The following is a 21,354-nucleotide window of genomic DNA, read 5'->3' on the forward strand; positions in this document are numbered from 1 at the left end:
AGACTACCCCTTTATCACCTTTTCTACTAAAGATTCCACCAGTGAATCCAGCGAAGCTTCCAAAACCTTTTTTTGCTCTTCCAACTCTTCTTTTATCTTTTCTATTTGGGTTTTATATTCGAGCTCTGCTTTTTCTTCAGCCTCTTTTAGTATCCTTTGCTTTTCTTCGTTGGCCTTCTTAATCGCCTCTTCCAAGATTTGCTCTGCTTCTTTTTTAGCTTTTTCCAATATCTCCTGAGCCTCTTTTAAAAGCAGCTCGCGTTCTTTTGCCAAAGCCTTTGCCTCTTCTAAAGTCTTGTTGGCTTGATCTTCCCGTTCTTTAGCTATACCAAGATAGGGTTTTAACACAACGTAGTTTACTATAAACACAAAAATCAAAAAAAGGACTATCTCCACAAATAGAGTATCGTTAGGTATTACACCTATGCTCATAGCATGCCTCCATTGAAGTATTATTATATCATAAGCCAAATTTATTTTGCCAAAAGATTTTCGCTATACATGTAGTCTTTTTTATAAAAGCCCCATACCGTAGGATAAAAGTTTCTCATATAGTCTTTCGAAGATATTAGGCTTTTAGGAGTTACTATAAATATCATGGGTTGATAATACTGTATAAGAGAAAAAGCAGCCCTGTAAATATCTATACGCTTTTTTACGTCTGTAGTTTTTGCTCCCTCATCAAATAAAATATCAAGCTCACGCTCCCAAACAGTTGTTGGCTTTTTCTCCAAAGGATGCCATATATGTAAAGAACCGCTTGAATACCATACATTCTTACCATTGTTTGGATCTATAGAGCCAGTTAGCCCTATTAAAACACTTTCCCACTTGTAAGGCGGTGTGGTTAGTTTAGATACCAAAGAGTTGAAGTCTATTGGTTGAAATATAATTTTTATACCTATTTTTTCCAAATCCTCTTTTATTATGGCACCTATGTATTTTCTATCTTGGGCATCTGAGTTTGTTATAAGACTAAATTCCACTCTATGCCCATATTTATCGTAAAGTTTGTGGTTTTTATAGTAAAAACCGGCTTTTATAAGTAGTTTTCTGGCTTTTAACAAATTAAAAGGATAATGCTTAAATAAGCCCTTTTTATAGTAAGGTCTGTTGGCAGGGGTTATAGGACCATAAAGAGGAGTCGCCATATTGTTGTAAACCATAGAAGCTATGGCTTTCCTATCTATAGCATAAGAGATAGCCACCCTAAAAAGCCTATTTTGAAACCATCTTAGTTTGTATTTTGGTATATCGGCATGAGGATTTTGATTGAAGGTCAAGAAGGTAGTAGTAGGGGTATCTCCTAAATCATAAACTATAACCGGAGTTTTTGGTCTATTAAGAGCAAAGTATGACAAATCTTCCGGGGATATTCCCACATAAGATACATTCCCCTCCAAAAACTGCATGAGGGCTATATTTTTATCTTGAATTATAAAAGCCTTGATACGTTTTATATAAGGTAGGTTTTTTTGACTTTTATAATAATAAGGGTTTCTTTCGTATTCTACATATTGGCCTTTTACATATTTAACAAGCTTGTAAGGACCAGAACCTACTATCAAAGAAGGGTTTTGAGATACGCTCCAAAACATGCTAAAGGTGTTTTGTTTTACAGCTTTTTCTAAGATATGTTTTGGTAGTATAGGTGCACTTATAGCCTCTAAAAAAGGCGCAAACTTATGCGGTAGGTCAAACTCTAGCTTGTATTTGTTTAGAGCTTTTACCTTAAAGGGCTTACCGTCAACAGACAATGTATCTTTTACAGAGTTTGGGATACTGGGATTGTAATATATGTCGTTGTAAGTGAAAACCACATCGTAAGCGGTCAAAGGTTTGCCATCGGACCACCTTAGATGTTTCCTAAGATAAACTATATAGGTTTTACCACCTCTCAACACCTTCCATGAAGAAGCTAGCTCTGGTTTCACTTTCATATTTTTTAAATCAAGCTTTGTAAGACCGTTAAAAAGAGGAGCTATTACATCCGTAGAGGAAGTCTCTTGAGCAAGCACAGGATTTAGGGTCTTTGGATCTGATGAGAGCACGGTATATATTATATTTGTCTCTTTACCCTTTTCTATTCTTGCGTTTTTTATATCCACTCTCTTTATTTTTATATTTTCATAAGTTTTTGGGCTTTTAGAAAAGTAGAAGGGTAAAAAGCACAAAATTATAAACAAAGCACCGTTCAAATAAGGATTTTTAAATATCTTAAAAGCAAAATACATAAGATCATTATACTAAACATCAATCTTAAACAATAAATATTTATAATCATGTGAAGATTGAAAGAAATGTTATATACTTATATAAGCATATGTTGATATTGTTATAGGAATGTTATGATAAAGTTTGAGATTTGCCCTCACGACACTGAATTCCAGAAAGGCTTAGAAAAATGGCAGAAAATAGCCAACAATCTTTCGTCTATTTTAGATGAAGCCGTAATCCTAGAAGGTTTTAAAACCTACAAAGAAGACATGGAAAGCATAAGCAAAGAAGACAATGATTTAGTATACACTTATGCGGAAAAAGCTTTTGAGTTATATGAAAATGGCTATAAACCTATTGGCAAAATAAAAAAAGAAACAGACAACTTTTTAGTAATAGGTTTTAAAGATAAAATAAAAGAAAACGATACAATAGCAACTGCTTTAAGACCTTCTTTTTACATAATACCAATGCTAACTTTAGATGATATAAAATTTGAGAATGTAAAATTTAAACTAGAAAAATCTCAAAACGACATATACAAAGCCGTTATAAATAAAGAAGTAGATTTTGGAATAATCTATGAAGATAGCTACCAATATTTAAAAGAACTATACAACAAAGATGTACCGATAATAAAGGAAATAAAAACCAATTTAACTCACTCTTTTATGGTAAAGCCTCATCTGTACGATAGGTTAAAAAGCGCACTTTTAAAATTTGAAGATTTTGAGCTTACAACAGAAGAAGATTTTCTAAAGAGTTTAAGATTTGAAATAGATATAAAAGCTATAAGCAAAATAAGAAGTTTATTCGATATAGCAAGTACAATAATCAATTCTCAAGATATAGGACTTGCCATCTATACTGACAAGATACTCTATAAAAATCCACTAATGAGAGAGCTTTTAGAAGATCAAAATATAAATATTGAAAAAATATTTAAAGAAAAATCAAGTGAAGTTAAAAAAGATTTAGAAAAAAGAGAGAAAGGAAGCTATTTTAAAAAAGCTTATAAGGAACTAAAAATAAACGATAGATATTTTGACGCAACAGAACAAACTGTATATTACGACAAAGGTTTTAAAGGATTATCACTTTTTGTAGATGTGACAGAACAAGCTAAAATAAAGAAGCTTTACATAATTTTATCAAAAATAATACACATAGCAACAAATATAGATACCGAAGAAGAATTGTACAACAGTATATGCAATTTGCTAGTAGAAAGCGATTATGCAAAACTAGTTTACATAAGCAAGGTAAACGAAGATAATAAAATTTCAACAACATTTAGTTGTGGTATTAAAGACAACCAAACAAAAGATATCCTATTAAATTCAGAGATTACGTTAGAAGCCTATAACAAAGGAGAGATATTAATAAAACAATCAAAAGAGTACTCAAAGTCGCTGGTAGCTATTCCTATAAAAAAGAATGGTAAAATAGCAGCTATTATAACAATATGCACACCAGTACCAGAGTATTTCCAAGGTGAAACAAAGTACATAATTGAGGAAATACAAAAAGAAATAAACTATGCTATTGAAAAATTAGAAGATATTAAAGAGAACAAAATATTAAAGTTATCTATAGAAAACTCCAAAGAATGGGTTGTTATGACAAACGATAAAGGAGAAATTGAATATATAAACAAATATGCTTTAGAGTTGGCGGGTTATGATAAAGAAGAGGTTTTAGGTAAAAAACCCTCAATGTTTAAATCAGGATATCAAGACAAAGAGTTTTATAAAAAACTATGGAGTACTATATTAAGAGGAGAAAGATTTGAGGGCATATTTATCAACAGAAAGAAAAATGGAGAGATTTTCTATTTAGATCAAGCCATAATTCCTGTAAAGTTAAAAGACGGTACAAAGAAATTCGTATCGATAGGTAAAGATATAACTACAGAAAAAAACCTATCTCAAGAATTAGAAAGAATAAAATATTACGACATTGTAACAGGGCTTTATAACTTAAACAGCTTTATATTTAAAGCATCAGAATATCTTTCAACCACAAAAAATCCGGCAGCTTTATTGCTTATAGATATTGATAACTTTTCTTATTACAACAAGGCTTACGGGATAGACATCGGAGACAAGATATTAAAAGAGCTTACCAATAGAATAAGAAACTATATTAAAGAAGAGGATATTTTAGCTAGAACTGGAGCGGATGAGTTTTCTATACTGTTTACAAACATAGAAGGAAATACGCTTATAAGCACCATAAAAAGTATAGAATCTATTATCGCAGAGGATATTTTCATAGACGGCAAAATGTTTAAAATCCATTTTCACAGCGTATTAGCCATGTATCCAAACGATGGAAAAGATATAGAGACCTTATTAGAAAATGCAAGCCTAGCCCTTAAGCTCGCTAAGAAAGAAAATGAAGATGAAACAAAATTCTTCAACAAAGATTTTGAAAAACAGCTAACATCTATATCAAAAGCTATTTTTCTTGTAGAAAAAGCTATAAAAAATGACCTTTTCATATTTCACTATCAACCTTATTTTGACTTGCAGACTGGCAAGATAGTGGGCTTGGAAGCTCTTGTTAGAATTAAAGACAAGGATGGCACAATATATTATCCTAAAGATTTTATAGATTTTCTAGAAAGCTCTCCATATTTAGACTTGTTTGAAAAGTTTGCCTTAAAAGAGGTTTCCAAGAAAATTCAAACATGGCAAATACCTATAAGTGTAAATATATCTGCAAAAACCTTTAACAAAGCTAATTTCATAGACGATATATATTATTATACAAAAAATCTAGCAACACCTTTGGTAATCGAAGTTACAGAAAGAATTTATATGAACAATATAGAAAAAGCTAAAATTACAATAAAAAAGCTCAAAGAGTTAAATGTAAATATATCCATAGACGATTTTGGAACAGGTTATTCATCTTTGGCTTATTTAAAAGAGTTAAATGCAGATATTCTAAAAATAGATATGACTTTTGTAAAAAATATGCTTCAAGATAGCAAATCAAAAGCTTTAGTCAAAGCCATAGTAGATATATCAAAAGAATTTGGGATAAAAAGCATAGCTGAAGGCGTGGAAACAAAAGAGCAATACAATATGCTAAAAGAGATGGAAGTAGACTACGTCCAAGGTTTTTTACTATCAAAACCCTTACCAGAAGAAGACATAGAGTCACTTTTAAAAGCTTCAAATGCCAATAATTGACAAAGCCTTATAAATGTATTATTATATTATCACACTATGCAGCAGGAAAAAAAATACGGTGAGATTGAGATAGAAAAAGCGTTGTTAGAACCATGGGATAACCCAGCTAAAGAAAACGACTACATAATAGAGATGTCTTTTCCAGAGTTTAGCTGCCTTTGCCCTAGGTCTGGTTATCCAGATTATGCTACTATAAAAATCAGGTATATACCAAATGAATATATAGTAGAACTAAAATCCTTAAAACTATGGTTAAATTCATTTAGAAATCAATATATATCACATGAAGCCGCCACCAACACTATATACAATAAGCTTTTTGAGCTTTTAAAACCAAAATTCTTAGAGGTGATAGGTGATTTTCACCCAAGAGGTAATCTTCATACCGTAATAAAAGTAAGGTCTGATAAGAAATATGATTAAATGCTCGTAAAAGGTATATATTTAGACAAATCTGTAATACTGCAAAAAACAAAAGGGTCATTTGAAATAAAAGAGAAACAAGAAAATTCAGACTATGTAATAAAAGTTTTACCACCAAAAGATGCTTTGATAATATTAAACCAAGACGCTGCAAATATAGAAAGCTCGATGGAGATATTAGGATATAAAATCCTCACCAAAGATAAAGTTGATTTTGAGACAGAAGATATATGGGTGTTTGCGCTTTTGAGAGCTTTAGATACGATGCAATACGACAATCTTTATGTGGTGTTTAAAGATGACACATCTTATATACTTTGTCAAATAAGTGATAAAAAGCTTACATATTACGAAGTATTTTTTAACAAAGAGGAGCTAATTACCAAGTTAAACACGATAGAAGGGGATATACTTTTTGATACAGAAGATATAAACACAAAAAATCTAAAAATACTACCTATGTTGTATATCAAAAAAGGAGAGCTCTTGGCTTTTGGCGGGGCTCTGAAAAAAATCCAGGACAAATTTTATAATAACGACATTGTATCTACAAAAAAAATAAAAAAAGAACTAATAAATATAGGGGTTTTGAGCTTTAGCATATTTTTAAGCTATATGATCTTTGATTTTTCAATAAACCACCAAATAAACATGGTAAAACAAAAAGAGGAAGAGGTATTTGAAAAAGCTTTTCCAAATACACCCATAGTAGACATAAAAGAACAAACTAAAGCTCTGATAGTTCCAAAAGATAACTTTAAAGTTTCAAAACTTCTACTAAAAGCTTACGAAAACCTACCACCGGATGCAAAAGTGTATGAACTCTTTTATAAGTCTAATGTAAACCAAAACAATATCCTCGTTGTAAAATCAGAAGTAAACACACCAGAGGTAAACTCTTTAAAAAATATAACCTTCTCAAGAGCTTTACCGTCAAATTTAGAAGAGATAACGCAAACATGGGCTTTGGAAAGATAGACTACAAAAAATATATAATTTTCTTTTACAAAATAAGGTACGTTATTTATATGTTATGTCTCATAAGTATATGTTTCATAGCTTTTAAAAGTATCACCCATAAAAAAGAGAAATTATACAACAATATAGCAGAGTATGAACATATAAACTTTCTTATAAAAAACGGCAAGCCAAAAACAAAAACATTAAATGAAGGATACGTTAGGTCTATTTTTTCAAACACAAAGTTAGATTACATAAAATACGAAAATGGCACTTACAACGTAAAAGCTTCAAACGTAAACATAATAACTCTTGCAAACATAGTCTATCAAATAGAAAACGATGGGTTTAGAATAAGCTTTCTAAAAGCTGAAGACTACACAGGAAAACAAGACTTTACCGTGCATATGGAGATAAGTCCATGAAAAAAATTTCCATAAATCCTTTAATATTAATGTTTAGCTTTACTATAGTATTTATAAGTATATCGGCTTTTTATTACAATCTTAAAAGCTTAAAATACGTATTAAACCAAGAAACTCCAACATTAACAAACTCTTTTAACAAAAACGCGCTGATAGAAGCAGTAGAAAAGTTTAAACCAAGTCAAAATAAAACTCAATCAACAAGCTCAAATTCAAACATGTTTGTATTAGCTATAGCTTATAGTCAAAACCCAGCATATTCAATGGTACTGGTTAACTCCAGTTGCGGTAAAAAAGTACTTATGGTAGGGAATAGTTTCTGTGGGTTTACCATAGAACAGATAAAACCTTTTTATATAATAGCAAGTCAAAACGGTAAAACACTCACCCTAAAGCTTTCCAAAGGAGAGCAAACAAACCACAACTCTATCAAAACACCATCCGGGCTTCCTTCCTTACAACAGCTACTGTCTGGTGGCTCTTCTCAAAATACTTATACGATAAGTAGAAACGAGCTTCTTGAAATAACATCAAATCCATATAAGATGTTTAGCGATATAGACCTTGTACCGACTTCAAAAGGTTTTATGTTTAAAAGCGTAAAACAAGGGTCTTTGTTTGCACAGATGGGTATAAGACCAGGAGATATACTATTATCAATAAACAATGAAACACTTAATTCTCCGGAAGATGCCTTTAGAATACTTGGCACTCTACGAAACAGCGACAGCTTCAATGTAAAAATACTAAGAGACAATGTGCCTATAACCCTTTATTACAAGGTAGATTAAAGGAAAAATCTTATAGAAGCTATACCGTAAACCCCGGTTTCTAATACATCCTTTAAATTCTCCTTCGTAATACCACCAAGTGCAAAAATAGGCTTTTTAGAAGATTTCACTACATCTTTCAAATAGTTTAAACCAAGAGGTTTTGCGTCTTCGTGGCTTTTTGTAGGAAAAATAGGACTAAGCGTCACATAATTGGCTCCTTTGCTAAAAGCCTCAAACACATCTTCTTTTGAATGAGCAGAATATCCTACTATCATATCTTTGCATATTTGCTTTACAACAGCTACATCCAAAGCGTTTGAAGGAAGGTGCACACCATCAGCCTTTACCGCCATAGCAATATCAAAACGTTCATTTATTATAAATAAAACTCCGTTAGAAGACGCTATATCTCTTAACGCTAGGGCATACTCATAAAAATATTTCCCCTTAAGATGCTTAGCCCTAAGCATAATATCAGCTTTATAATTTTTTACTATGTTTTGAGCTTTTAATAAAATATCATCTTTAAAAACATCGACATCCACTATGGCAAGATATTTTGATAAACCCATAGCTACACTAAAGACATTACGATACCTGCGGCAAAAACTCCGAAAAATATAAGCATGAGCGCATTGAAAAGCCCCACATCTTTGATATCCTTATCGTAAGCTTTTGGAAACTCTTTGTCTCCTTTTGCCCCTAAAATCACGAAAACTTGGAAAAGAAGCAGCATAAACATAAAAAGACTCCCAAATATAAAATTCCTATCCGCCAAAAAACCCATAGCCATTACAGACAACCCAAAAGAGGTTACAAAAATAACAAGCTCAATGATGTAACGCTTTAAAATATCCATATATACCTCCTAAAACTGTAATCTTTTACTCGTATACAACCCTATTCTTGCCAAGCTCTTTTGCCTTATAAAGCCTCATGTCTGCCACTTTTAAAAGCTCTTCCAAATCTTTGGCATCGTCATCAAAGGTAGCTACACCAAAAGACGCGGTTATAAAGTATTTAGAAGATGCCTCATGGGGCGTGTATGAATCGCTATCAAAAGAAGGTAAGCCTACTACGGCATCTATATAAAACACCCTACTAGATAACGCCTCTTTTATTCTATTTGCTATTTCAACAGCATTGTCCTTTGAGGTCTCTGGAAGCACTATTACAAACTCTTCGCCACCGTATCTAGCAAAAATATCTGAAGCCCTTATATTTTCCTGAACCACATTTGAAATGTGTTGCAATGCTATATCACCAGCCCGATGACCATATGTATCGTTGAATTTTTTGAAATTATCAACATCTAACATTATAATAGACAACTTTGTTTGACGTCTAGCAGCCTTTTTAAATTCTTTGTCTAAAATCTCGTCTAAAAATCTTCTATTGTATGCATTTGTAAGAGGATCTCTTATAGAAAGCTCTCTATTTATCTCTATAAGTCTTAAATTGCTTACTACTGGAACAAGAGCCTCTACAAATTTATTTATCTTTCTTTTCGTCTCATCGTCAAAAAAATTCTCTTTAGAGGACATTAAAGTAAATATAGCGGTGGCGTTTGTTATATAAACACCTCCTAAGAAGATAGGTACACACATGTAAGATTTTACAGAAGACCCAACTTTAGCCATGGGGCAACCGTAATCTGTTTTTACATTTTTAACAGATAAATCAACACCAGATTTAATTACTTTGCATAAAGATGGGTTGTCTTCAAGACAATCTTCCCATATATCGCTATCGTTATGAGGTTGGTATATGTTTTTGGCTTTTAACAGATAAGAAGATACTATTTTATTTAAAGAAGGATTTAGTTTGTACATATGCACATACTCTACTCCCAACCTTTTAAGATAGTGTATAAAAATATCGTAAGCTTCATCTTCCTTATGAGCTTTAGAAAGGTCTGTTATAAAAGAATAAAGAGTATTTAAATCTTTGTTTGTATTTTTTAATTTTTCTTCTATAATTAGCTCTCTTGATATGTCCCTCGCCACCACAAGTATATGCTCTTTGGTAGTATGATTTTCAAATTCTACCTTTGTTGCTACTACATGCACTGGCAAAAAACTACCGTCTTTTTTTATATAGACTCTTCTTCCCACCACTTTTTTATTTTCTTTTAGTATCCGGTCTATAAAACGTTTTATCACATTTTCCGAATTTAGTATAATCTCAAAAAAATTTCTACCTAAAAGCTCTTCTTTGGAGTATCCAAGGTGCTCTACAACTGAGTTGTTGATAAGCTTTATCTTGTAATCATAAGCATCATAGATTATGACCATATCATCCATAGCATCCAAAATACTTTTATATTGCTTATTTATTTTTTTTAATTCTATTTCTGATGTATAAGCTTTTGTAATATCCTTAAATAAAATTTTAATTCTTCCATCTATTATTTTGGGTTCATCTTCAACATAAACACAAGATATGTGATATATGTTATCTTTAATAAAAATAGGTTCATAGTTTACGCTTTTATCGTTTCTAAGCTTTTCATAGATGCTTTTCCACGTATATATATCTATAATTTCATTTATATTTTTGCCTAGAAAATTCCCGAAGATACTTTTCGCACTTTCGTTTTGCCATACTATCACACCAGAAGATGGATTAAAAACTCCAGCATCTATAATTTCTAATACTGGGTCTTGCATTATATTTAACATGAATCTAATATGCTTAAGCTTCTTTTCTACATATTCTTCGTATTTTTCTTCGAGGTTTCTTATAATATCTCCTTGAGTTATAACACCTATTGGCTTATCATCGTCATCCACCACCACAAGCCTTCTTATGTTAAACCTAGCCATCATCTCTGAAACTTCTATAAGAGGAGTATCCAGCTTACACGTAACCACCGGGCGCTTCATATAATCTTTTATTAAGCTAGTACTTAAATCCACGCCCAAGGATATTAACTTAGTTAAATCTTTTTGAGTTATTATACCAACAGCCAAACCAGATTCTACTATTACCACGGCCCTTATCTTGTTCTCAACAATTGTTTTAAGAACCTTATCCAAAGTATCAAATTGATAAAGACTTATCAACCCTCTACGCTTTACAACATCTTTAACAAACTTGTGCCTTTTCAACATCTCTTGGTCTATAGTAGCTATTAGAGTTCTTTGGGATAAAACTCCTATTGGACAATCTTTATCATCTACTATAACAAGCTTAGATATATCGTTTTCAATCATCAAATTTATAGCCTCAAATAGATTGTAAGAGGTTTTGACTGTTATAACCGGTTTTGAAGCGTACTCTAAGACACTAGTACTTAAATCTTTGTTCTCATATTTTATTCTAAGAGCATCCGACTCAGAGAAAATACCAACAGCTTTGTCTTGTTCAACAACAACAGCGTAGTCTTTATCGGCGTCTGCCATCAGCTTTATTACATATGTTGTTGGTGCATTCGCATCAACTTTTAAAAAATCTACGACTTCCTTATTCCTTAAAGCCAAAGAAACAGTATAATTCATAAAAGTTTTAACACATAAAGCAATACAGCTCCCAAAAACCCAGCAGCGATATCATCCAGCATTACGCCAACACCATCTGGTGTCTCCAACTTTCTTATACCAAAAGGTTTCGTTATATCTAAAAACCTAAAAACAATAAAACCTAACACCATCCACAAAAAGGTGTGTGGTACAAACATCATAGTGATAAAATAACCAACCAACTCGTCCACCACCACCTCATCAGGATCAGGATTTTGAGTAATATCTATAATGTATTGAGAAGCCAAAACACCAAGAGGTATAAACATTATCAAAAATAAAAGCTTTTCAAAAATGCTGTTGCCAAATAAATATATAAATGGAATTGCGCTAAGACTACCCACAGTTCCTGGAGCTATTGGAGATTTGCCAAGTCCAAAACCAGTGGCTACAACTTTCAAAAAAATGTCCTTATAATTCATAAAGGTATTTCTACCGGTGGCAAACTTTTATCCTTGCAAAGACCCCTATGGTCTTCCAACAATTTCTCTATAAGCCTTATCTCATCCTCTTTGTTATTCAAAGGAACACCGTATATTTTAGCCAAATCTTGAAGCTCTGGCGTAGGACAGCCTATGCTTGATAACTTATGAGGTATTACATAAGCTATGCTATCTATAGCTGGATAAACATCTTTTAAATATGTTAAAATGGCACTTTGGTATATAACAACCCTTTGATAGTTTGGAAGCTCCTTTGTGAGCTTTTCTACGCTAAGCTGGTCAAATTTCTGTATGTTGTCATCGTTTCTGGCTTTTAAAAGAAGAAACAACTTATCGCCATCAAAATCAGAATGCAAAATAGCTATATTTTTTGGATACTCCTCAAAACCAAGCTCGTATGCAAAGCTTCTAAAAGCGCCCATAGCCTCTTCTTTTGTTTCAAATACCCCTACAGACTTTTCAAAGTCCTCATCTTTTGTTTTTATATGTACTATATTTATAGTATCATCACCCACCTTCACGGATTTTACCGTGATTTCATGCGATATCTCTGGCCAAGCCTCAAAAAGGCTTTTTATGTCGTTGTCGATGTTTTCATCGTATATTTTTTGCAAAATCATAAAACTCTCCTTTTAAAGTTCATCTGTAAAAATAACATCTGGTATATCTGCTTTTATAATACCTCTTTCCTTACCAAGCTTATATAAAAGCCTCACAGCCTCCTTACCGTCAGCTCCATAATCTATAGTCCTCTGGTTTACATACATACTTACAAAAGTAGATGCTCTAGCTTCGTCATCCTCTAAATCCCTTGCATAGTTTATGGCATAACTTAGCGCTTCTCTCTTTATTTCCAAAGCTTTTTTTACACTTTCTCTCATAATATTTTCAAGTTTTTTAATAGTATCCAAACCAAGGTCTTTTCTTACTATGTTGCATCCTAAAGGAAGCGGTAAATTGTATTTTTTTTGCCAATCTTCACCAAGGTCCACAAACTTATAAAGACCTTTATCTTTGTAAGTGAGCTGTCCTTCGTGTATTACAAGACCAGCATCTACTGTACCTTTTTCCACCTCATCCAGTATCTTATCAAAGGGCATCACAACAGGCTTAAAATCTTCTTCAAAAAGCCTCAAAACCAAATAAGCCGTAGTTAGTTCACCGGGAATTCCTACTATCTTTCCCTTTATACTATCGATGGGTTCTTTTGTTACTACGATAGGCCCATATCCTTCTCCCACACTTCCACCGCTTGGTAAAACATAATATTTATCAGCTACATAAGGGTAAGCGTGAAAGGATATAGCAGACAATTCATAGGTTCCTTTCTTGGCATCTTCGTTTAGACTTTCTATATCTTTTAAAACGTGTTCTATTTTAAAACCATAAGTATCTATAAGACCTTTTACCATTGGGTAAAACATAAAAGCATCGTCTGAATCTGGGCTGTGAGCCACTCTAATTATTTTCTCCATAACGTCTCCTTAAAAATTACTAATATAAACATTATAAACCAAACAAAAATTATTCAAGGCGATTTATTAAAAGCAAGCAGACTAATCTTCAAGATTATCAGCTACAAAATCCGCTATGTGCATAACTTTTTGATTGTTCCCAAACTTTAGGTTGCCGTCGTTTAACTGTAAAACACACCCAGGGCAAGCGCTCAATACATATTTCGCCTCCGTAGACCTAAAGTCTTCCATCTTCTCTTTTTGAATAGCAGTAGATAACTCTGGGTTTTTCATAGAAAAAAGCCCAGCAAAACCACAACAACTTTGAGCCTTAGAAGCTTTCTTATACTCTACGTTCTCTATCTTTTTTATAGTGTTCTCAAAGTCTGAAACCGGTGTTTTCATAGCGCTATAAGAGTGACATGGGACATGGAAGGTAACGGTTTCTTTTTGCTTAGATTTTAATACCAAATCGTTAGAAGAAGCCACTATACTTGCAAAGTCTAAAACGTTTTTATACCCATAATCTTCTAGAAGCGCCCCACCACAAGTGGGGCAAACCACCACTATCCCGTCAAAAGAATATTTTGATATTTCCTCTTGGTTTTTTGCTTTTAGATGAGAAAAAGCTTCTATGTTTCCAGAATAAAGATGAGGAGCCCCACAGCATTTTATATCCTTAGGCACTATCACATCGTATCCTACCTTATTTAAAACCTTTATAGCGTTTTTGCCAGTAGTTGTATAAAAAGCATCCACCATGCATCCTGTAAAAAACAACAATGTACCTTTAGAAGAGGTTTTATCGGTTTTGAAAGTCTGTCCTCTTATGCTAAAAGCATCTTTACTGGGCTTTGGCATAAATTTAACAGCTCCGTTAATACCAGATGGTATATATGTTTTTAACTCTTTTTTCGGTATCAAAGAAAGCAAGGAACCCATCATTTTAACAACAGCCCTACCAGCACTGGTTTGCATCATTTCAAGAGCGCTCAAAGCAGTATATTTAAACGGGTCTTTTCCAAGCTTTTCTGATTGAAGTTCTTTTGCTTTTGACATTATTTCTTTATACTCTACGTTGTTTGGGCAAATCCACTCGCATCTTCTACACATAGCGCACTCATCCCACTGTCTTGCCACATCTTTTGTAAGAGGCAACTCTCCAGACAGCACCATTTGAGCTAAAGCAAGCCTTCCCCTAGCAAAGCTTCTTTCTTCTTCGTTTACTCTATATGTAGGACACACTGACTTGCAAAGACCACATCTTACACATTTTTGTAACAAATCTATAGGTATTTCAAAATGCTTTTCCATACTTTAAATATATTTTTTATTTAGTATATGGCTTTTAGTAAAATCATAAAACTTTTATATTTTTACGTAAATAATATTTGGTCTAAAAACTCGTCAATACTTTCTTTCAATATCATATCCTCAAATAACGTTGGATAAAGTTTCTTAATTAAAAAAAGCGGTGGGTAGCCCACTCCAATTACAGGCCTTGGTTTTAGATGTTGTCCAGAAGACTTTGCTATCTCAAATATAATATCGTATCCAGTCCTTATGGCTTCTTCTATATTGTAGAATCTCTGAATAGGGTCTCCATATTCAAGAAGATATATGTTTCCAACAGAAGAGCTAAAGGTATCCCAGTCCAGAATGTTTGATATAAGCTTAGAACCGTAGAAATCTGTAATCTCCACAGAATCTAAATCAAGAAGCTTAAAAGATACCATATAAAAGTTAATAAGGTATTCACCTACATAAGTATCTAGATAAAAATAAAGCTCCATTAGAAAATCTCGTAAGAGAGCATGCCTTCAAACACTTTCGTAGTGGGACCCTCTAAAAACACTTTATCATCTTCTATTGTTATTTTTAAAAGTTCACCAGACTTTGTAATAATATCTACTATGTTAGAAGCCGAAAAACCAAGAAGGTAAGCATTTATGCCACAAGCTGCGCTCCCTGTACCACAAGCAAGGGTTTCTCCTTCTACGCCTCTTTCGTAAGTCCTCACCCTAAAAGCCCCATTTTTTGTCCTAGCCACAAAATTTACGTTTGTTCCTTTAGGAGCAAAATATTCATGATATCTTATGGCTCTTCCAATCTTTTCTATATCCAACTTATCTAATTCATCTTCTTCCACAAACACCACAAAATGAGGAACGCCCGTATTTACAAAATGCCCTTTAAAAACACCATACTCTGTTTTGACCTCTATATCTTTCTGATATGAATGATAGGGTGTAAGTTGAACCTTCACCCTCCTTTGGTCTATAATGTGAGCCTCTATTTCACCGGCTAAGGTTTCAAACACCATATCTTTAGGAGCTATGCCTTTTTCGTAAGAGTACCTAGCAGCACAGCGAGAGCCGTTGCCACACATTTCAGCTAAAGAACCATCAGCATTAAAAAAGGCCCAACTAAAATGGTTTTTTGGATTTTTGGCTTTTTCTATAAGAATAACACCATCAGCCCCTACAGAAACATGCTGCTCACAAATCTTTTTTACAAACTCTTGTATACTTAACCCTAAAGCTTCTACTTCTTTGTATACAAAATTATCCCTATTGTCTATTATAATAAAATCGTTTCCAGAACCTTGATATTTTGATATAAGCATATTATTTTAGTCTTACCGTTACAAAGATGTTCTGACCATTTCTATCTACCAGAAATGTAGCCGTATTCTTATGCTCGGCTATAAGGCGCTCTAATATATCATTCATCTGAGCCTTTGTATAAATCCTGTGTAAATTTATACTAAGGATAATATCCCCAGCCCTTATACCAGCATCATAAGCTGGAGAACCCATAAGCACATCCTCCACCAAGAGACCGCCCTTTACCTCATAACGTCTTTGCTCTTGAGGATTTAAAGGTCTTACTATGAGACCCAAATCTTTAGCTTCTGTAGCAACACCGCCAATAGTATTTGTATGGCTTGGCATCTTAGCAGTTTTCACCTTCAAAGTAATTAGCTTGTGGTTTCTTATAACACCAAGCGTCAAAACAGTACCAGGTGGGGATTCCATTGTTTTAAACTGTAGCTCATCTATACTTTCTAAAGGCTTGCCGTCTACTGAAACTATGATATCGCCTACCTTCAACCCATACTTTTGGGCAGGAGAACCTGGAAATACCTGAGCAACTATCGCACCATAATTCACACCTAAAGAAGAAGCCATCTCCGGTGTTATTTGTTGTATAGATACACCTAGCCATCCCCTTACAACTTTGCCATGCTCCATTATCTGATGATAAACCCACTTAGCTAAGTTTATAGGTATAGCAAAGCCAAGTCCTTGACCACCCTTCACCATAGCGGTATTTATTCCTATTACCTTACCTTCTATATTTATAAGAGGTCCTCCGCTGTTACCTGGGTTTATAGCGGCATCAGTTTGTATATAATCTTCATACTGAGACAAACCTAATCTTCTATTTAAAGCGGACACCACCCCCATTGTGACAGTCCTGCTAAAACCGTATGGGTTTCCTATAGCTATTACAAGCTGCCCTATTCTAACATGAGAAGAGTCACCAAGAGTAGCAACTCTAGACTCAGGATTCTCTATACCTTCAGCACTAACTTCCAACACTGCTAAATCTGTTTTTGGATCTCTACCTAAAACCTTAGCTTTCCTCTCTATAGTCCTAGATAATTTCACCATTACATCTTTTGAATTTCCTACTACATGATTGTTTGTTAAAATTATGAAAGCATTTTTAGATTGAATATATTTAATTATAATACCGGAGCCTAAATCTTTCTCCTTTTCAGGAATTTCTGGTGTTGGTATACCTGGCATCATGAAAGGCGGAAATCCTGGAAATAGCTGAGTATTTAAAGGAGCTTTAACTATTTGAGTGGCGTAAATTGTAACCACTGAAGGCGATACCTTGTCTACTATTTGTTCTACTTCTTTTTGAAATTGCTCCAATACAGGACCAGCTACAACGTTTGTAGTAGAACCTAGCATAGATAAGGCTAATGCAATAAAAAATAAACTTCTCTTCATATTAACACCCCTTTAAAAAAAGGAATAACCCTCCCTCAACGGGAAGGTAAATAAATATTAAATTAACCTTTCTTTTCAGTCTTTTTTTCTTCCTTCTTATTGTTCTTTTCCTTGCTAGAAGAAGATGAGCTTGAGCTTGAAGTAGATGTGGAGCTAGAATTTTTGTTGTAAAGAGCTAATACCATCTGAGCTAACTTCTTAGCATCAGCATCGCTAAGAGATGTTTGAGCTGGCATTGGTACAGCACCCCATATGCCTTGGTTGCCGTTCTTTATTGCCTTTGCCAATTCATCTACAGCGTTTGGTTTACCAGCGTACTTTTTAGCAACGTCTATCCAAGCTGGACCTACCACTTGCTTATCCACAGCGTGACAAGCCAAACATCCCTTTGTACCAGCCATAGCTACCAACTTTTTAGCGTCATCTTGGTTTATAGAAGATGCACTAGCACATACTTGTTGGGCACCAGTGCCAGAACATATTTGCCCAGCTGAAGATGATGAAGCTGTGGTTGTAGATGTAGGGCTAGAAGTTGTAGAGGAAGAAGATGGTGTAGAAGATGATGTAGAAGGTGTTGTAGCGGCAGATTGCTCTGATGATGAAGATGATGACTCGCTAGATTGTTGGTGGCTACATGCCACAAGGCCTAGTGCTAAAACTGCAGCACCTAAAAGTGTCTTCTTCATTCTTAAAACCTCCTAAAAATAAAAATTATCTAATATAATAACTTATTTTACAATCAAAAAGCTATGATATAAAGCACTTTTGTACAAATAAAAACTATGAAATATAAAAATTTTATAAAATTTAACTAAAAAATTTCACAGTGTAGTTATAGCCTATATTATATAACTCATCAAACTTCTTATAATTTATAAAGCTTATATGGCTAACAGGGAGTTCTAAATATGCATCGCAAAACTTCTTTTGAAAATCCATATTTCTTCTTGCTATAAGAAAAGTAGACCTCAAAAAATTCCCCACTAAACCTAAATTTTCTTTAACTAAGACATTTGGCATTATATCTGAGCAGACAATGTTTAAACTAGGATATTTAGCTTTTAGCGGACTAGCGGGTAAATTATCTGTAAGACCCCCATCTACCAAAAGCATGTCTTTATAAGATACTGGCTCAAATACAAATGGCAAAGCACAAGAACCAAGCGCTATAGATGCCGGGTCCCCTTTATCTAAATATAAAGTATTACCAGAAAATAAATCTAATACACTGGCGCTATAATATATTGGCAAATCTCCTATATCTTTGTAAGGTATATAACTTCTTATAATATTAAAAGCCTTTTTAAAACCTAAAAGGCCTCCTTTTCCTATAGTAAATGTGGTGTACCAGTTTATAGATTTTAAGATAGATAGCATATCAGTAGGGTTATAGCCACTAGCGAAAAATAACCCTACTAAAGCTCCAGCGCTGGCACCAGAAACTGCTTTTATTTTAAACCCTTTTTCTAAAAGAGCCTGTAAAACTCCGATATGGGCTGCGCCTCTTGCTACACCCCCAGATAAACAAACGCCTATATCATCTTTTGTAAAAGTATTATGCATACTACCTCTAAACTGTCTTCTTTGTTGTAACCTTCTTTTGTCTTAGCTTTTATTGAAATGTTTGATTTTGGTACACTTAGAAGCTTAGAAAGACTCTCTAGCAATTTGTCTCTTATGCTAGATATATTTGGTCTATCTGCTATAATATTGCAATCCAAATTTACAATGCTATAGTCCATATCATACATAATTTCCAACGCCTTATTTAAAAAATCTACGCTATTTCTATTTTTATTTTCTTTGCTTTTATCCGGAAAAATAGTCCCTATGTCTGTTTGAGCTAAAGCCCCCAATATTGCGTCTGTGATAGCATGCAAAAGAGCATCTCCATCCGAATGACCTTTTAGACCATACCCAACATCAAATTCTTCACCCCCAAGGTATAATTTTCTTCCATCTTCAAAGTAATGAGCATCCTGACCTATACCTATTCTATACATGTAAAAATTATAACACTTGTTAAATATTTATTAAAAGCCAAGTCTCAAAGGATTTATAGGCTTGAAAGACGCCTGCTCAGTGCTTATATTTTTGACGCTTTTATAAGGATGTGTGGCTAAATATCTTTTATCGTAATGAGAAAGGGTAACTACCGCGTACTTATACAAAATCTTATACAAATCTTTAGCTTTTGGAATAGGAAGCTCCACGCAACCAGCAGATTGTGGATAACCATACCTTCTTCTTGGAAAACCGTGCAGAGCCTCGCCACGATAAAAATAATTTACCCAAGGCACATCTGGATCATTGTAAGTTTTATTTGTACCTGGAAAAGTTCCCTTCATAGCAGTTTTTCTAAATCTAAGATAAACCATATAAGTACCAGAATTTGTAGTACCCATAACGCCAGTGTTTGCTAAACTTTCAAACACATACTTACCATTTTCCCATACATAAACCTTTTGAGGTATATGCTGATTTACATAAACCCACACAAAAGGCTTTTTAGCTTTAAAACCTGATTTATAAGCCTGATTCAAAATAATATTGGCTAACATTGTATTGTTAGGGTTAAATTTTATATCATCATCTCTCATAAATCTTAAAATGGCGCTTTTATAAAGTATGCTATTTTTGCTAGTAATACTTAACGCTACAAGCTTTGGCGGTACAGTTTTAGCATCCCATTTTAAAATAACTCTATATCCATCTTTGTAATCTTTGTAATTCTTCACCGTAAACGGTAAATATCCCATTTTATAAAGATAGTCTATATTTTTTATAAGAAATTTATCTTTTATGAACACAGTGTTTTCAAAATGTGTCCCTATCATTGTTTCAGGCTCTTTCCCTTTTCCTACGTTTTTTATAGCATTTGAAGGGTTGCTATATTTCACTTTTGGCATTGGATAATAAGATACTGGAACAACTTTCACATTTACCTTATACATTTCAGGTTTTAGCTCCTCATAGGCTTGTATAGGAATAGGCCTAAACAAGACCATACCACGTGATAGATTTGTAAATTGTGGTATACTTGTGGTGCGTGGTATACTTGTAAATCGTGGCATACTTGCAGCAAAAGAAAACGTATAACAAAGTAACAAGGAAAAGAATAATCTACTCCCAATATTATCCATATTTTAAATATAACAATTCATTATAAAAAACCTATAAAACAAACTTCAAAACAAACTTTTGGCGAATAAGAAGTGCTTCTTAAAATAAGGTTGATTTATAGGCTCTATAACCACTTTCCCGTAAGCAGAAGAAGCATCTATCATAAGGCCATGACCTATATATATACCCACATGGCCGGGATGGTGCTTTCTGTATGTTTTAAAAAATAGCAGATCTCCAGGCTTTAAATTTATAGCAAGCTTTCCCATATGAGCTTGCTCTGAGGCAGTTCTTGGAAGTTTTATACCCAATTTATCAAAAACCTTCATTGTAAAACCAGAGCAATCTATACCATATCTAGAAGTACCGCCAAATCTGTAAGGGGTACCTAAATATTGTTTAGCTATGGCGATAAGCCTCTTTACTAGCTTCTTATCAAATTTATCTGATATTATCTTCTTAGGAATGGGGGATTCCCCTATGCTATACCTTACAAGCTCTGAAATAGTTTGTGGTTTTTTAAGCTCTACCTTCGACTTTTGAATAATGTTAAGTATTGGGTCTTTGTAAATATCCTGCCCATACTTATGGTAATTTATTATTTGTCTTATAGGACTTACAAATTCGCTTCCATAAGCGACATTAAACGCTAGAACCAAACCCGCTAAAAACACCCCTATATATCTTACCTTTTTCATAGTTTCTTCATTTTATTATATTGATTATATATATTTCAATGATATATATCATATTATACAAGGACTTTCTAATACTATATTCTGATATAATA

At 33.5% G+C, this 21,354-nt stretch carries 22 protein-coding genes; 5 read left to right on the top strand and 17 right to left on the bottom strand.

Features of this window, described 5'->3' with window-relative positions:
• Nucleotides 1–3: 3 nt before the first annotated feature.
• Together ACYQZV_RS04105 and ACYQZV_RS04110 are read right to left on the bottom strand one after the other, a co-directional pair.
• Complete coding sequence (locus ACYQZV_RS04105) at nt 4–432, bottom strand: F0F1 ATP synthase subunit B (RefSeq protein WP_459893484.1); 429 nt, start codon at nt 430–432, stop codon at nt 4–6.
• 41 nt (nt 433–473) lie between these two features.
• The gene (locus ACYQZV_RS04110; RefSeq protein ID WP_459893486.1) at nt 474–2,234 is read right to left on the bottom strand and encodes an ABC transporter substrate-binding protein; all 1,761 of its coding nucleotides are present in this window, start codon (nt 2,232–2,234) and stop codon (nt 474–476) included.
• Nucleotides 2,235–2,348: 114 nt separating this feature from the next.
• Here ACYQZV_RS04110 and ACYQZV_RS04115 point away from each other — a divergent pair, with 114 nt between their 5' ends.
• Genes ACYQZV_RS04115 through ACYQZV_RS04135 form a run of 5 tightly spaced genes read left to right on the top strand, consistent with a single transcriptional unit; the run spans nt 2,349 to nt 8,016 of the window.
• Nucleotides 2,349–5,417 carry an EAL domain-containing protein gene (locus ACYQZV_RS04115; RefSeq protein ID WP_459893488.1) on the top strand — a complete coding sequence of 1,023 codons (3,069 nt, stop codon included), beginning with the start codon at nt 2,349–2,351 and terminating at the stop codon, nt 5,415–5,417.
• 36 nt (nt 5,418–5,453) lie between these two features.
• Nucleotides 5,454–5,840, top strand: coding sequence for a preQ(1) synthase (gene queF / locus ACYQZV_RS04120; RefSeq protein WP_459893490.1), 387 nt, complete (start codon nt 5,454–5,456; stop codon nt 5,838–5,840).
• A complete protein-coding gene (locus tag ACYQZV_RS04125; protein WP_459893492.1) occupies nt 5,841–6,818 on the top strand; it encodes a hypothetical protein in 978 nt (325 codons plus the stop codon).
• Between the two features lie 50 nt (nt 6,819–6,868).
• A complete protein-coding gene (locus tag ACYQZV_RS04130; RefSeq protein WP_459893494.1) occupies nt 6,869–7,225 on the top strand; it encodes a hypothetical protein in 357 nt (118 codons plus the stop codon).
• Nucleotides 7,222–8,016 carry a PDZ domain-containing protein gene (locus tag ACYQZV_RS04135; protein WP_459893497.1) on the top strand — a complete coding sequence of 265 codons (795 nt, stop codon included), beginning with the start codon at nt 7,222–7,224 and terminating at the stop codon, nt 8,014–8,016. The genes ACYQZV_RS04130 and ACYQZV_RS04135 overlap by 4 nt, the downstream gene beginning before the upstream one ends.
• Here ACYQZV_RS04135 and ACYQZV_RS04140 read toward each other — a convergent pair.
• The 15 genes from ACYQZV_RS04140 to ACYQZV_RS04210 form a co-directional block, all read right to left on the bottom strand.
• Nucleotides 8,013–8,570 (bottom strand): thiamine phosphate synthase, encoded by a 558-nt coding sequence (locus tag ACYQZV_RS04140; protein WP_459893499.1) that lies wholly within the window; start codon nt 8,568–8,570, stop codon nt 8,013–8,015. The genes ACYQZV_RS04135 and ACYQZV_RS04140 overlap by 4 nt on opposite strands.
• Nucleotides 8,571–8,572: 2 nt before the next feature.
• A complete protein-coding gene (locus ACYQZV_RS04145; protein ID WP_459893501.1) occupies nt 8,573–8,857 on the bottom strand; it encodes a hypothetical protein in 285 nt (94 codons plus the stop codon).
• A 25-nt stretch (nt 8,858–8,882) separates the two neighbouring features.
• On the bottom strand, nt 8,883–11,480 hold the full coding sequence (locus ACYQZV_RS04150) for a diguanylate cyclase (protein ID WP_459893503.1): 2,598 nt from the start codon (nt 11,478–11,480) through the stop codon (nt 8,883–8,885).
• A 14-nt stretch (nt 11,481–11,494) separates the two neighbouring features.
• Nucleotides 11,495–11,920 (bottom strand): phosphatidylglycerophosphatase A family protein, encoded by a 426-nt coding sequence (locus ACYQZV_RS04155; protein WP_459893505.1) that lies wholly within the window; start codon nt 11,918–11,920, stop codon nt 11,495–11,497.
• A gap of 17 nt (nt 11,921–11,937) precedes the next feature.
• On the bottom strand, nt 11,938–12,582 hold the full coding sequence (locus tag ACYQZV_RS04160; protein ID WP_459893507.1) for a hypothetical protein: 645 nt from the start codon (nt 12,580–12,582) through the stop codon (nt 11,938–11,940).
• Between the two features lie 12 nt (nt 12,583–12,594).
• A complete protein-coding gene (locus ACYQZV_RS04165) occupies nt 12,595–13,437 on the bottom strand; it encodes a menaquinone biosynthesis family protein (protein ID WP_459893509.1) in 843 nt (280 codons plus the stop codon).
• Nucleotides 13,438–13,518: 81 nt separating this feature from the next.
• Complete coding sequence (locus ACYQZV_RS04170) at nt 13,519–14,730, bottom strand: (Fe-S)-binding protein (protein WP_459893511.1); 1,212 nt, start codon at nt 14,728–14,730, stop codon at nt 13,519–13,521.
• Nucleotides 14,731–14,792: 62 nt separating this feature from the next.
• Nucleotides 14,793–15,209 (bottom strand): hypothetical protein, encoded by a 417-nt coding sequence (locus tag ACYQZV_RS04175; protein ID WP_459893514.1) that lies wholly within the window; start codon nt 15,207–15,209, stop codon nt 14,793–14,795.
• Nucleotides 15,209–16,042 carry a diaminopimelate epimerase gene (gene dapF, locus ACYQZV_RS04180; RefSeq protein WP_459893516.1) on the bottom strand — a complete coding sequence of 278 codons (834 nt, stop codon included), beginning with the start codon at nt 16,040–16,042 and terminating at the stop codon, nt 15,209–15,211. The genes ACYQZV_RS04175 and dapF overlap by 1 nt, the downstream gene beginning before the upstream one ends.
• 1 nt (nt 16,043) lies before the next feature.
• Complete coding sequence (locus tag ACYQZV_RS04185; RefSeq protein ID WP_459893518.1) at nt 16,044–17,441, bottom strand: Do family serine endopeptidase; 1,398 nt, start codon at nt 17,439–17,441, stop codon at nt 16,044–16,046.
• Between the two features lie 62 nt (nt 17,442–17,503).
• Nucleotides 17,504–18,127, bottom strand: coding sequence for a c-type cytochrome (locus ACYQZV_RS04190; protein ID WP_459893521.1), 624 nt, complete (start codon nt 18,125–18,127; stop codon nt 17,504–17,506).
• Nucleotides 18,128–18,248: 121 nt separating this feature from the next.
• Nucleotides 18,249–19,004: a patatin-like phospholipase family protein gene (locus ACYQZV_RS04195; protein ID WP_459893523.1), complete on the bottom strand. Its 756-nt coding sequence runs from the start codon at nt 19,002–19,004 to the stop codon at nt 18,249–18,251.
• Entirely contained in the window at nt 18,974–19,444 is a 471-nt protein-coding gene (gene ispF / locus ACYQZV_RS04200; protein ID WP_459893525.1) for a 2-C-methyl-D-erythritol 2,4-cyclodiphosphate synthase, read from the bottom strand. Before ispF ends, ACYQZV_RS04195 begins: the two co-directional genes overlap by 31 nt.
• 30 nt (nt 19,445–19,474) lie before the next feature.
• Nucleotides 19,475–20,584 carry a L,D-transpeptidase gene (locus ACYQZV_RS04205; protein WP_459893527.1) on the bottom strand — a complete coding sequence of 370 codons (1,110 nt, stop codon included), beginning with the start codon at nt 20,582–20,584 and terminating at the stop codon, nt 19,475–19,477.
• A 45-nt stretch (nt 20,585–20,629) separates the two neighbouring features.
• Nucleotides 20,630–21,262 carry a C40 family peptidase gene (locus ACYQZV_RS04210; protein WP_459893529.1) on the bottom strand — a complete coding sequence of 211 codons (633 nt, stop codon included), beginning with the start codon at nt 21,260–21,262 and terminating at the stop codon, nt 20,630–20,632.
• Between the last annotated feature and the right edge of the window lie 92 nt (nt 21,263–21,354).

Source organism: Hydrogenobaculum acidophilum (genome assembly GCF_054656715.1).

What these genes read in the sequence shown, in the direction of transcription:
- ACYQZV_RS04140 (WP_459893499.1), bottom strand. Translation starts at nt 8,570, where the DNA reads ATGGGTTTATCAAAATATCTTGCCATAGTGGATGTCGATGTTTTTAAA.
- ACYQZV_RS04195 (WP_459893523.1), bottom strand. Translation starts at nt 19,004, where the DNA reads ATGCATAATACTTTTACAAAAGATGATATAGGCGTTTGTTTATCTGGG.
- ACYQZV_RS04210 (WP_459893529.1), bottom strand. Translation starts at nt 21,262, where the DNA reads ATGAAAAAGGTAAGATATATAGGGGTGTTTTTAGCGGGTTTGGTTCTA.
- ACYQZV_RS04115 (WP_459893488.1), top strand. Translation starts at nt 2,349, where the DNA reads ATGATAAAGTTTGAGATTTGCCCTCACGACACTGAATTCCAGAAAGGC.
- ACYQZV_RS04175 (WP_459893514.1), bottom strand. Translation starts at nt 15,209, where the DNA reads ATGGAGCTTTATTTTTATCTAGATACTTATGTAGGTGAATACCTTATT.
- ACYQZV_RS04130 (WP_459893494.1), top strand. Translation starts at nt 6,869, where the DNA reads ATGTTATGTCTCATAAGTATATGTTTCATAGCTTTTAAAAGTATCACC.
- ACYQZV_RS04105 (WP_459893484.1), bottom strand. Translation starts at nt 432, where the DNA reads ATGAGCATAGGTGTAATACCTAACGATACTCTATTTGTGGAGATAGTC.
- ACYQZV_RS04165 (WP_459893509.1), bottom strand. Translation starts at nt 13,437, where the DNA reads ATGGAGAAAATAATTAGAGTGGCTCACAGCCCAGATTCAGACGATGCT.
- ispF (WP_459893525.1), bottom strand. Translation starts at nt 19,444, where the DNA reads ATGTATAGAATAGGTATAGGTCAGGATGCTCATTACTTTGAAGATGGA.
- ACYQZV_RS04125 (WP_459893492.1), top strand. Translation starts at nt 5,841, where the DNA reads ATGCTCGTAAAAGGTATATATTTAGACAAATCTGTAATACTGCAAAAA.
- ACYQZV_RS04110 (WP_459893486.1), bottom strand. Translation starts at nt 2,234, where the DNA reads ATGTATTTTGCTTTTAAGATATTTAAAAATCCTTATTTGAACGGTGCT.
- ACYQZV_RS04160 (WP_459893507.1), bottom strand. Translation starts at nt 12,582, where the DNA reads ATGATTTTGCAAAAAATATACGATGAAAACATCGACAACGACATAAAA.
- ACYQZV_RS04205 (WP_459893527.1), bottom strand. Translation starts at nt 20,584, where the DNA reads ATGGATAATATTGGGAGTAGATTATTCTTTTCCTTGTTACTTTGTTAT.
- ACYQZV_RS04190 (WP_459893521.1), bottom strand. Translation starts at nt 18,127, where the DNA reads ATGAAGAAGACACTTTTAGGTGCTGCAGTTTTAGCACTAGGCCTTGTG.
- ACYQZV_RS04135 (WP_459893497.1), top strand. Translation starts at nt 7,222, where the DNA reads ATGAAAAAAATTTCCATAAATCCTTTAATATTAATGTTTAGCTTTACT.
- ACYQZV_RS04170 (WP_459893511.1), bottom strand. Translation starts at nt 14,730, where the DNA reads ATGGAAAAGCATTTTGAAATACCTATAGATTTGTTACAAAAATGTGTA.
- ACYQZV_RS04145 (WP_459893501.1), bottom strand. Translation starts at nt 8,857, where the DNA reads ATGGATATTTTAAAGCGTTACATCATTGAGCTTGTTATTTTTGTAACC.
- queF (WP_459893490.1), top strand. Translation starts at nt 5,454, where the DNA reads ATGCAGCAGGAAAAAAAATACGGTGAGATTGAGATAGAAAAAGCGTTG.
- ACYQZV_RS04185 (WP_459893518.1), bottom strand. Translation starts at nt 17,441, where the DNA reads ATGAAGAGAAGTTTATTTTTTATTGCATTAGCCTTATCTATGCTAGGT.
- dapF (WP_459893516.1), bottom strand. Translation starts at nt 16,042, where the DNA reads ATGCTTATATCAAAATATCAAGGTTCTGGAAACGATTTTATTATAATA.